This is a genomic window from Actimicrobium sp. GrIS 1.19 (genome assembly GCF_035984655.1).
Taxonomy (GTDB): Bacteria; Pseudomonadota; Gammaproteobacteria; order Burkholderiales; family Burkholderiaceae_D; genus Actimicrobium.
Map to the genome: position 1 here is coordinate 334,795 of NZ_JAXCHT010000002.1, position 9,963 is coordinate 344,757.

14 protein-coding genes are annotated in these 9,963 nt (G+C 59.5%); 9 read left to right on the top strand and 5 right to left on the bottom strand.

Annotated elements, in window-relative coordinates:
* Positions 1–21: 21 nt before the first annotated feature.
* From RCH09_RS03180 to RCH09_RS03205, 6 genes are all read left to right on the top strand, one after another.
* Positions 22–453, top strand: a complete 432-nt coding sequence (locus RCH09_RS03180) for a YeeE/YedE family protein (protein ID WP_326939608.1) — start codon at positions 22–24, stop codon at positions 451–453.
* A gap of 10 nt (positions 454–463) precedes the next feature.
* A complete protein-coding gene (locus RCH09_RS03185; RefSeq protein ID WP_326939584.1) occupies positions 464–898 on the top strand; it encodes a YeeE/YedE family protein in 435 nt (144 codons plus the stop codon).
* Between the two features lie 28 nt (positions 899–926).
* Positions 927–1,724 (top strand): sulfite exporter TauE/SafE family protein, encoded by a 798-nt coding sequence (locus RCH09_RS03190; RefSeq protein WP_326939585.1) that lies wholly within the window; start codon positions 927–929, stop codon positions 1,722–1,724.
* A 102-nt stretch (positions 1,725–1,826) separates the two neighbouring features.
* Positions 1,827–2,414, top strand: coding sequence for an RBBP9/YdeN family alpha/beta hydrolase (locus RCH09_RS03195; RefSeq protein WP_326939586.1), 588 nt, complete (start codon positions 1,827–1,829; stop codon positions 2,412–2,414).
* A 45-nt stretch (positions 2,415–2,459) separates the two neighbouring features.
* Positions 2,460–3,314: an NAD(P)-dependent oxidoreductase gene (locus tag RCH09_RS03200; protein WP_326939587.1), complete on the top strand. Its 855-nt coding sequence runs from the start codon at positions 2,460–2,462 to the stop codon at positions 3,312–3,314.
* Positions 3,315–3,356: 42 nt separating this feature from the next.
* Positions 3,357–3,740: a tautomerase family protein gene (locus RCH09_RS03205; RefSeq protein WP_326939588.1), complete on the top strand. Its 384-nt coding sequence runs from the start codon at positions 3,357–3,359 to the stop codon at positions 3,738–3,740.
* Positions 3,741–3,955: 215 nt separating this feature from the next.
* Here the strand turns inward: RCH09_RS03205 and RCH09_RS03210 are convergent, their stop codons facing one another.
* Positions 3,956–4,465, bottom strand: a complete 510-nt coding sequence (locus tag RCH09_RS03210) for a nuclear transport factor 2 family protein (RefSeq protein ID WP_326939589.1) — start codon at positions 4,463–4,465, stop codon at positions 3,956–3,958.
* Between the two features lie 5 nt (positions 4,466–4,470).
* The gene (locus tag RCH09_RS03215; protein WP_326939590.1) at positions 4,471–5,211 is read right to left on the bottom strand and encodes a glucose 1-dehydrogenase; all 741 of its coding nucleotides are present in this window, start codon (positions 5,209–5,211) and stop codon (positions 4,471–4,473) included.
* 148 nt (positions 5,212–5,359) lie between these two features.
* On the opposite strand from RCH09_RS03215, the gene RCH09_RS03220 reads away from it, so the two are divergent.
* Positions 5,360–5,896: a TetR/AcrR family transcriptional regulator gene (locus tag RCH09_RS03220; protein WP_326939591.1), complete on the top strand. Its 537-nt coding sequence runs from the start codon at positions 5,360–5,362 to the stop codon at positions 5,894–5,896.
* A 70-nt stretch (positions 5,897–5,966) separates the two neighbouring features.
* Here the strand turns inward: RCH09_RS03220 and RCH09_RS03225 are convergent, their stop codons facing one another.
* Complete coding sequence (locus RCH09_RS03225) at positions 5,967–6,488, bottom strand: isochorismatase family protein (protein ID WP_326939592.1); 522 nt, start codon at positions 6,486–6,488, stop codon at positions 5,967–5,969.
* A 128-nt stretch (positions 6,489–6,616) separates the two neighbouring features.
* Between RCH09_RS03225 and RCH09_RS03235 the strand changes: the two genes are divergently transcribed.
* The gene (locus RCH09_RS03235) at positions 6,617–7,555 is read left to right on the top strand and encodes a helix-turn-helix domain-containing protein (RefSeq protein WP_442784997.1); all 939 of its coding nucleotides are present in this window, start codon (positions 6,617–6,619) and stop codon (positions 7,553–7,555) included.
* A gap of 465 nt (positions 7,556–8,020) precedes the next feature.
* Positions 8,021–9,226, top strand: coding sequence for a tyrosine-type recombinase/integrase (locus RCH09_RS03240; RefSeq protein ID WP_326939594.1), 1,206 nt, complete (start codon positions 8,021–8,023; stop codon positions 9,224–9,226).
* Between the two features lie 77 nt (positions 9,227–9,303).
* On the opposite strand, the gene RCH09_RS03245 is transcribed toward RCH09_RS03240, so the two are convergent.
* Both RCH09_RS03245 and RCH09_RS03250 read right to left on the bottom strand, forming a co-directional pair.
* Positions 9,304–9,711 (bottom strand): hypothetical protein, encoded by a 408-nt coding sequence (locus RCH09_RS03245; protein ID WP_326939595.1) that lies wholly within the window; start codon positions 9,709–9,711, stop codon positions 9,304–9,306.
* A complete protein-coding gene (locus RCH09_RS03250) occupies positions 9,711–9,836 on the bottom strand; it encodes a hypothetical protein (RefSeq protein WP_326939596.1) in 126 nt (41 codons plus the stop codon). Before RCH09_RS03250 ends, RCH09_RS03245 begins: the two co-directional genes overlap by 1 nt.
* Positions 9,837–9,963: the final 127 nt, after the last annotated feature.

Consider the following 9,963-nt stretch of genomic DNA (forward strand, 5'->3'; position numbering starts at 1 on the left):
AGCACGATTATCTGGAGTGACATCATGATCGACTGGAATCACTTTACCCCCTGGACATCATTGGCCGGCGGCGCATTGATCGGGCTGGCGGCGGCCTTGTTCATCTTGTTCAATGGCAGGATCGCCGGCATCAGTGGCATTCTCGGCGGCCTGCTGGAATGGCCCAAGGGTGACATCGCCTGGCGCGTGGCGTTCCTGCTCGGCATGGTTGCCGCACCCTTGATTTACGGGATGGTGGCGCAGCTGCCGACGGTGCAGATCGAGGCCGACACCCCGACCCTGATCGTGGCCGGACTGCTGGTCGGCATTGGCACCCGCTACGGTTCCGGCTGCACCAGCGGACACGGTGTGTGCGGCCTGTCGCGCCTGTCGCCGCGTTCGCTGGTGGCCACGCTGGCCTTCATGCTGGGCGGATTCGCCACGGTATTCGTCGTCCGTCACGTTCTCGCTTAAGGAAACCATCATGCAAGTACTGTTCGCTTTGATCGTCGGTCTGGTTTTCGGCATCGGCCTGATCGTCTCGGGAATGACCGATCCCGCCAAGGTGCTCGGCTTCCTCGACCTGGCCGGTCGCTGGGACCCGTCGCTTGGCATGGTCATGGGTGGCGCGATCCTCGTTGGCAGCGTCGCGTTTCGTGTTGCGGGTCGCCGTCCGCGCGCACTGCTGGGTGGTCCGATGCGGCTGCCGACGGCTTCCCACATCGACCGCCGGCTGGTGCTTGGTGGCCTCGTGTTCGGCGCGGGTTGGGGGCTGGCGGGCTACTGCCCCGGTCCGGCACTGGCCTCGTTGCTCAGTGGCAGTCCCAAGCCGCTGATTTTCGGCGCAGCGATGCTGGTTGGGATGGTGATCTTCGCGCTGCTTGAGCGCCTGCCCTCCCGTCGCAAGCAAGGCGCGTGAGTCATGCCGCCGTGTCCATAGGATACCCATGTTGATCGCATCGACGCTTGGCCTGGTGGTCGGCGTGATTCTGGCGCTGACCGGCGCTGGCGGCGGCATTCTGGCCGTTCCGCTGCTGGTGTTCGGCTTGCAGATGAGCGTGGCGCAAGCCGGGCCGATCGGCCTGCTGGCGGTCGGCATGGCCGCCGCCCTGGGCGCCTTCCTGGGTCTGCGTGAAGGCATCGTGCGTTACCGCGCTGCGCTGCTGATTGCGGCGGCCGGCACGTTGCTGTCGCCGCTGGGACTGTGGATTGCGCACCGCATCGACAACCGCTGGCTCAGCGTGCTGTTCGCCGCCATTCTGCTGCTGGTCGCCTTCAAGACCTTCCGCCAGGCCAGTGGCGGTGCGCTGGCGACGCAACCTGCGCGCAGCATGCAGCCCTGCATGCGCGACCCGGGCAGCGGTCGTTTCATCTGGACCAGCAGTTGCGCGCGCGCGCTGGCCCTGTCGGGCGCCATCGCCGGGTTGATGTCCGGCTTGCTGGGCGTAGGCGGCGGTTTTGTGATGGTCCCCGCGCTGCAGCGCTACACCAACCTGGTGATCCAGTCGATCGTGGCGACCTCGCTGGCCGTCATCGCGCTGGTATCGCTCAGCGGTGTCGTTGCCAGCGCACTTAGCGGCGGCATGGCCTGGGCGGTAGCACTGCCGTTCTCGGCAGGCGCGCTGGTCGGCATGATGGCAGGTCGCATGGTGTCGGCGCGCCTGGCCGGACCGCACCTGCAGATTGCCTTTGCCGCCGTCGCAGGCACGGTCGCGCTCGGCATGCTGGCGCGGGCGCTGGGGTGACTCCACTGCAGTGCCGCAGGCATTCCTTTCGGCGCGGCAGGGGCTGCCATGCGGTCCGGCGATCGCGGCTACACTGGCGACTTCTCTCCCGGAGTCCATTCCATGACGCACCCCATTTTGATCGTCCCCGGCATCGGCAACTCAGGCCCCGGGCATTGGCAAAGCCTTTGGCAGGCGCGTTTGCCAAGGGCCGAACGGCTGCAGGTGCCGGATTGGGATCGCGTCGCGTGTGACGACTGGGTGGCGGCACTGGCGCGCCACGTGCAGGCACTCGGCGCCGACACCACGATCGTGGCGCACAGCCTCGGTTGCCTGACGGTCGCGCACTGGGCCGCGCGCTACGGCGTCAAGATCCGTGGCGCCTTGCTGGTGGCCGTGCCCGATCCGGCCGCGGCTGCATTTCCCACCACGGAGACCTCGGGCTTTACACCGGTGCCGACGCAACGTTTGCCATTTCCCGCTATTGTGGTGTCCAGCACGAACGACCCGTATGGCAGCATCGGCTACGCGCGTGGTTGCGCCGAACAGTGGGGCAGTCCATTGGTCGATATCGGACCGCGCGGGCACGTCAATGCTGACAGCGGTCTGGGCGACTGGCCCGCAGGGTTGGCGTTGCTCGAACAGCTGTTGTCCGGAGCTGAGCCCGAACAGGGGTCGTCCGCAGACCGGCGCCCAGCATCACCGATTTGATTTTTCCTTCTACCGAATCACCCATTTTTGAAAAGGACTATTCCCATGGCCACTATCGCATTTCTCGGTACCGGATTGCTTGGATCCGCTTTTGCCGAAGCCGCTGCAAAACGCGGTGACGTTGTCACTGCATGGAACCGTTCGGCCGCCAAGGCGCAGGCACTGACTGCCTTTGGCGTGAAGGTTGCCGCCGATCCGGCCGCCGCAGTCCATGGCGCCAGCCGGGTGCATCTGGTCCTGAAGGACGATGCCGTGGTCGAGGAAGTGATCGCAGCGGCGCGGTCGGGATTATCCGCCGAGGCGATCCTGATCGATCACAGCACGACGTTGCCGGCGCTGACAGCGATCCGCGCGGAGAAAATGCGCGCGGCAGGGCTGAAGTATCTGCACTGCCCGGTCTTCATGGGGCCGCCCGCAGCGCGCAATGCGCAGGGCGCGATGATGGTGGCCGGTCCGAAAGCACTTTATGACATGGTCGTCGACGACCTCGCAAAGATGACCGGCAAAGTCCAGTACATGGGCGAGCGCAGCGATCTGGCGGCAGCCAACAAGCTGCTGGGCAATGCCATGATCATTGGTCTGGTCGGGGTCATGGCCGATGTCCTGACGCTGGCGCAGGCCAGTGACGTCGATGCAATCGATGCCATCGGATTGCTCTCGTTGCTCGATCTGAACGCGATGGTCAAGGGGCGCGGCATGAACATGGCGAAGGGCGATTTCACGGCGAGCTTCGAACTGAGCATGGCGCGCAAGGACGTTGGCCTGATGCTGCAGACCACCGGCTCCCGTCCGATGGCGACCCTGCCGGCGGTCGCGGCGCGCATGGACAAGCTGATCGAACAGGGCCACGGCGCCGAGGATGCCAGCGTGCTTGGCGTGGACGCCGTCGCGCGCGCTTGACGCACCGGCAGTCTGCCGCGATCACTTTATGGAGAGCACATCATGCCACTCGTTCGTATTGATATTCCCGCAGCCACTTCCGCAGACGACCAGAGCGCGCTCGCCGATGCTGTCCACGGCGCGCTGGTGGCGACCTTCAACGTGCCGCTGCCAGATCGCTTCCTGACCATCAACCGGCGGGCGCCCGGCACCATGATTTGCTCCGACGAGTTTCTCGGCATCCGGCACACGGACCAGGTGGTGTTCATCGAGATCAATTGTTCGTTCGGCCGTTCGGTCGACATGAAGAAGAATTTCTATGCGCGCACTGCGGCCGACATTGCCGCCACGACCTCGTTCAAGGCAGAGGATGTGATTATCAATTTGATCGAGACGGCGCGCGAGAACTGGTCGTTCGGGAATGGGCTGGCCCAGTACGCGCAGTAGGGTGGATGCGCTGGCGAAAACCCGGTGACGTCACTGCAATGTGGAGAGGGTGCGGGATCGGCTTGCGTCACGTGCGCTCCCGCACCCAATCTTATGCACACAATCTGTGGATAACCTTGTGCATAAGGCACGGCTGGGTTGCCTCGCCCCAATAACCGCGCCAGTCTCCGGCGCTGCCAATCAAACAGGCATGCCTGTCACAGCAGCCCGCGAGGTCATCCATGCGCTGCGGCGACAACCTCGCCCGCCGGCGCATTTCCATCGAACAGCTTGACGCGATAGCTCCGACGCGAGAAGCGCCAGCGCCGATCGGCGCCGCGCACCAAGTCGTCGGTATAGGTCGCAAGAATGTTCATGCCATCGGCGCCGCCCAGCAAGGCGCGCTGGTCGGGCTTGATATGACCGATCTCGTTCAAGGTCCAGCGCGCCTGTGCGGTGTCGTCGGTGATGTGCAGGATGACCCCGGCGTGGGTCATCTGCACGAACAGCGACATGGCCTCGACCGCCCGCTGGGCCTCAATCAGAATGGCATCGATGCCAACCGTGGTCAGATTCACCGGCGCGCCGAGCTCCCATGTGGCATCGGCAGTCCAGCATTCCCGCCAGGTCGGCCAGTCGCGCTGGTTTACTGCATCGGTGTAGCGTTCGGTGAGCGATCGAATGGCAATGTCGTCGTCGCGTTGTTGCCGGGTGGCCATTTCCGGCGCGTAGCGGGTAGGCGTCATGGTGCTCAAATCGTTGCGCCGCCGTTGACGAGCAGGTGCTGGCCGGTCATCCAGCGCGCGTCGTCACTGACCAGGAACGCCACCACGCCAGCAATGTCATCGGGATGACCAATGCGGTTGAATGGCGACTGTGCGGCAGCCTCGGCCTGCAGCGCCGCTGGCGCATTCTCGAACATGCCCGGTGAGGTCGGGCCTGGCGCGACCGAATTGACCGTGATGCCACGTGCACCCAGTTCCTTTGCGAGCACTTCGGTGTACATGCGCGGAACGATTTTGCTGGCGGCGTAGATTGCGGTATTTGCCAACGGAAAATAGGTGGTGGAGGACGACACATTCACAATGCGGCCGTCCGGCCCGAGCCGCTTTGCCGCTTCCTTTGCAACAAACAGCGGCGCCTTGGCATTGAGCGCGAAGACCCGGTCCCAATCTGCTTCATCGACTTCGTCGAGCGGCTTCAGCACGCCGATGCCGGCATTGTTGACGAGAATGTCGAGCCGTCCGAAAGCGCGCTCGGTTTCTTCAAACAGCCTGGCGATGTCGGCAGCCTTGGTGACGTCAGCCTGGACCGCGATGGCGCGCCCCCCCGCGCTGGTAATCTCTGCGACGATCGACTCTGCTGCGGCGGCATTGCTGGCGTAATTGATGACGACGGCCGCGCCATCGCGCGCCAATCGTCGGGCGATGGCGGCGCCGATGCCGTGGCTGGAACCTGTGATGACTGCGACTTTCTGATCGAATTTTTTCATGGAAATCTCCGGTGGGCAAGACTGATAAACTGAGGGGTAACAATCGGTCGTCGTTCGTATAACGTCGTTAAGTTTTTAATATAACACGGTTATACTGAGCGCGTTTACATTTGAGAGGAACCGGTTCTTGGTCAAGCACGAACAATCCATGAAAGAGCGCATCCTGTCGGCCGCACTGGTGCTGTTGCGCGAACAGGGTGCGGATGCTGCGTCGGCGCGCGCGATCTGCGAGCGGGTCGGCATCAAGGCGCCGACGATCTACCATCACTTTGGCAGCCTCGGCGGGCTGCATCAGGCTGTGATCGACGCCACCTTCGCCCACGCCATCGCGCGAAAGAACCTGGTGCGCAGCGAGGACGCGCGTACGGATATCGAATACGGTTGGGATGCGTATGTCACGTTTGCGCTGGAAGAGCCGGCCCTGTTCGACATGATGAATCGGCAAATGACATCGGGACCTTTGTCGGCAATCGGATTGGCGTCGTTTGCGGGCTTGACTGAAAATTTCACGCGGCTGCAGGAAAAGGGATTGCTAACGACGACGCCTGAACTGGCCGCACAGATCACGTGGGCGGCAGCCCATGGCGTGTGTTGCCTTGCCGTGGCTGCGCGCTTTGGCGGGCCCTTCAACCCCGCGATGTCGACCTTGTTGAAGAAGGCGACGCTGGATGCGCTGGTAGCGTAAGCGGGTTACGGGCGACGGGGCGTCGACCTCAACGCCTCCATCACGGGCCGCTGGTGGAGGCGATGCGCCATCAATTGAAGACGGAATCCGATGCCGCCAATGGGAGGCGAACCGCGAGGGCGTTCATCGCCAGTGCGTGGGTCATTTGGGTATCGGTCGTGCAGCAGTCTGGCAGTATCGTTACCGCGTATTTTTCAGCGGCCTTTGAGATCGCGGTATGCGTCACGCAATTCTGGGTCAGCATGCCGCAGATAAGCAACGTATCGACCTGCCGCTTTGACAGCTCGGCTTCCAGCGTGGTGTGGTGAAAACTGTCTGCGAAGCTCTTGGTGACGATGATGCTGTCTGGCGCCGCGGCAAGAATGCGCGGATGAATTCCTGCACCGTTCGTGCCTTCGTTCAAAAAGGGCGCCAGGCCTTTGGCCGCAGGGGCGATGTGCTGGACAAGAATGACCGTGATGTCCTTTGTACGGGCCGTGGCAATGGCCTGCTCGATTCTTTTCAGCGTGATGTCGGCATTCCAGGTCGGGTATTTCCCTTCAGGGAAATAATCGTTTTGTACGTCGATAACGATCAGGGCTTGGGTCGGCATGAGGAATTCCTGGTGGGTTGGGGAAAGCACATGTTGTCGTATTGCTTGATTTCGCGATAGCGACCCGAAGGGCATTAAGCGGTAAGATCGGGCAATATTTTTCTTTTGGCCAGACCGACATGCCATAAATCACCATCGCCGTTCTGGCGTTTGATCGCATCAGCCCCTTTCATCTTTCGGTGCCTTGCGCCGTGTTTGGCGAGAGTCATCCGGGCATGCCTCGCATTGCGCTCAAGGTGTGCGCTGCCGAGTCCGGGCTGATCACCACAACGGCAGGTTTTACGGTAGGTGCCAAATATGGCCTGGCTGCGCTGAAGACGGCCGACACCATCATTGTTCCCGGCTGGCGTGATCCGGCGGAAAAGCCGCCGGCATTGCTTCTCAAAGCCCTGGTCGCGGCCCATCGGCGCGGCGCGCAAATCGTCGGACTTTGCCTCGGGTCGTATGTCCTTGCCGAAGCCGGCCTGCTGGATGGCAGATCTGCCACCACTCACTGGTCGTATGCCGGCGATTTCGCACAGCGTTACCCGACAGTGCGTGTGAATGCCAATGTGCTGTATGTCGAGGATGGCAACGTGCTGACTTCAGCTGGCACCGCCGCTGGCATCGATTGCTGCCTGCACATGGTGCGTCAACGTTACGGCGCCGCGTCAGCCAATCTGGTCGCCCGGCGACTCGTGGTTGCGCCGCATCGGCGGGGCGGACAAGCACAATTCATCGCGCAGCCCATACCGGTCACGTCCAGAGAGAACCGGCTATCCGGTTTGCTGGAGACAGTGCGTGCCAATCTCGGCGCGCCGCATAGTCTTGATAGTCTCTCAGCGCAGGCGCTGATGAGTCGCCGTACGCTAACGCGGCAATTTCGCCAGCTCACCGGAACCACAGTTGGCCAGTGGCTGCACGATGAACGCCTCACGTTCGCCCAGCGGTTGCTTGAATCCAGCGACCATTCGATTGAAGCCATTGCCGCATTGGTCGGTTTCGGCTCGCAGGAGTCATTCAGATTGCACTTCCGGCGCGCATTTCAGGTCTCGCCGGTGGCCTGGCGACACACTTTCAAGGGTTGATGTCGGGATGGGCCGGGGGTGTTCGGGGGCAATTGACTTGATCTGACCGGTGCATAACGGGCCTCAGGCCATGGAAGATCGGTCAACCTAAAATGTCATGCTTGCTTGGGGCGCACCGACGAGGCGTACTCGGACTTGATATTGGGATGGTGCGCGTGTGGCATTGAAGCCTCCTGAGTTGGCGACCCAATGGCGCAGAAATGGCGCAGAACCCGTAAACGAACAAGGGTCAGCACATGGCTGACCCTCTGGATTCTTGGCTCCCCGACCTGGACTCGAACCAGGGACCTGCGGATTAACAGTCCCAAGGTCCGTTATATCCCAGCATATTCTATTATATTTTAATCTATACAAATCAACGGCTTATCCGTAATATTCGTTGGCGGTTATATTTAAATATATACCGAAATACTCCGGGATTGTAACCCCGGCGTAACCCCGCAACGTTGAAATACGGAATGGCTCATGTCTCAAAAAAAGTTAGAAATAAATTTCACAAAAGATAACATTGCTTCGTTACCACTCCCGGAAACTGACCGTGTTACCTACCACGACTCCCACAAATTGGCGTCCGGGTTGCAGCTTCGAATTGCTGCCAGTGGATCCAAAACGTTCTGTGTTTTCCGGCGCGTGAGGGGAGGGCAACCTGAGCGTGTAACCCTAGGTCGCTACACTGACATGTCCATCGACCAGGCAAGGCGTCAGGCAGGGCAAATCAATGCGGCTATTGCGGACGGCAAAAATCCAGCTGCGGTAAAACGAGCCCATAAGGCAGAACCCACATTTGGCGATCTGTTCGGCGAATATATCCGCCGTCATGCCAAGCCCAACAAGCTGACTTGGGCGGAGGACGCTCAGCGATACGAGCAATATTTGAGTAAGCCGTTGGGGAACAAGAAATTGTCTGCAATTGACCGGAATGTCGTTGCAAGCATACACAGCAGTATCACCCTGGGCGGTCATCCTATCGTTGCAAACCGGGTGCTGGCGCTGGTGTCCAGTGTGTATGGCTGGGGCATCAACGTCGGCTTGTGCGACGTCAATACAGCAAAGGGGATCAAACGCAACAGGGAAAATAGCCGTGATAGGTTCTTGCAGGGTGACGAATTTCCACGTTTTTTTGCGGCGCTGGCGGAGGAAACGAATCAAACAATGAAAGATTATTTTTTGGTGTCACTTCTAACCGGTGCGAGGCGAGCGAACGTCTTGAGCATGCGTTGGGCCGATATAAATTTCGAGAGGGCCGAATGGCGGATTGAGGAAACCAAGAACGGGACACCACAGACAGTTACATTATCGCCAGAGGTGATATCGATCTTGAAAGAAAGAGAGCCTCAACAGGTGGCAACATTCGTCTTCCCCGGCTCTGGAAAAAGTGGTCACCTTATGGAACCAAAAAAAAGTTGGAAGCGGATATTGGAACATGCCGCGTTGGAAAATTTAAGGGTGCACGATCTCCGTCGTACATTGGGCAGCTGGCAAGCAAAATCCGGAGCATCACTTGCGATTATCGGTAAATCATTGAACCACAAAAATGTGGCAACAACAGCGATTTATGCAAGGCTCGACCTTGACCCCGTTAGGTTGAGCGTGAATATGGCTACTAGTGCGATGATGGCTGCCGGCAAAGAAAAGACGGCATCGTCAATTCCCAATGATCCAACGGACTAAAATCACTCGTGTCAAGTAACTGAATTCATGCAAATTCTAAGTAAGAAGGGAATGTAGGTGGGGTCCATTAACCAAAATTATCGACGAAGTCTTGGATTCGGAGCCGTAATTCTCTTGTAGATACCACGCCCATTCCGTTTTTTTAGCTCGTCAATACTCGGTCGATGTGGCCAATATTGTCCCTGATCTACAATGTAAAACGTCGACGTTTGCAAAGAGTATTGTGAATACTGCGTGGCTTTTTCAATCATCGCTGCAAATGGCGAAGGCACAAAATATGTGTCAATCCATATGTCAATGTCTTCGGGCGTGACGCCAAGCAGCCGACAAGCTTCAATCACCCCACCCAGATTTTCGATGGCACAGGTTACGTCATTGTTCACATCAACGATACGGACCTGCTTTGGTCTTCGGCTTTCTTGAACGTGGTCTTTTCTGTTGTACTGTTGAAGGATGTCGAGCACGGATTGGGTAGGAACTGACATCAATCTGTACTCCGCAGCAGCTGTAACTCCATACCGCTCAGCTTTGCCATGACTTTTGCCTTGTCGATGTCAACGATCCGCTGACGCTTGATCCAGTCATGAATCGTGGTGTTGGATACGGCCATCTTGTGGGCGGCTTTGGTGGGTCCCCCAAGGCTGTTGGCGCCGACCGAAAACTGACCCACTTGTAGGCGTTGTGCCGACTGAAAACTGACCCAGGTGTTCTACTACTCCTGCCTAATTATTAGGCGG

Excerpts from the sequence above, each read along its gene's own strand:
- RCH09_RS03185 (WP_326939584.1), top strand. The coding sequence starts at position 464 with ATGCAAGTACTGTTCGCTTTGATCGTCGGTCTGGTTTTCGGCATCGGC.
- RCH09_RS03190 (WP_326939585.1), top strand. The coding sequence starts at position 927 with ATGTTGATCGCATCGACGCTTGGCCTGGTGGTCGGCGTGATTCTGGCG.
- RCH09_RS03195 (WP_326939586.1), top strand. The coding sequence starts at position 1,827 with ATGACGCACCCCATTTTGATCGTCCCCGGCATCGGCAACTCAGGCCCC.
- RCH09_RS03200 (WP_326939587.1), top strand. The coding sequence starts at position 2,460 with ATGGCCACTATCGCATTTCTCGGTACCGGATTGCTTGGATCCGCTTTT.
- RCH09_RS03205 (WP_326939588.1), top strand. The coding sequence starts at position 3,357 with ATGCCACTCGTTCGTATTGATATTCCCGCAGCCACTTCCGCAGACGAC.
- RCH09_RS03210 (WP_326939589.1), bottom strand. The coding sequence starts at position 4,465 with ATGACGCCTACCCGCTACGCGCCGGAAATGGCCACCCGGCAACAACGC.
- RCH09_RS03215 (WP_326939590.1), bottom strand. The coding sequence starts at position 5,211 with ATGAAAAAATTCGATCAGAAAGTCGCAGTCATCACAGGTTCCAGCCAC.
- RCH09_RS03220 (WP_326939591.1), top strand. The coding sequence starts at position 5,360 with ATGAAAGAGCGCATCCTGTCGGCCGCACTGGTGCTGTTGCGCGAACAG.
- RCH09_RS03225 (WP_326939592.1), bottom strand. The coding sequence starts at position 6,488 with ATGCCGACCCAAGCCCTGATCGTTATCGACGTACAAAACGATTATTTC.
- RCH09_RS03240 (WP_326939594.1), top strand. The coding sequence starts at position 8,021 with ATGTCTCAAAAAAAGTTAGAAATAAATTTCACAAAAGATAACATTGCT.
- RCH09_RS03245 (WP_326939595.1), bottom strand. The coding sequence starts at position 9,711 with ATGTCAGTTCCTACCCAATCCGTGCTCGACATCCTTCAACAGTACAAC.
- RCH09_RS03250 (WP_326939596.1), bottom strand. The coding sequence starts at position 9,836 with ATGGCCGTATCCAACACCACGATTCATGACTGGATCAAGCGTCAGCGG.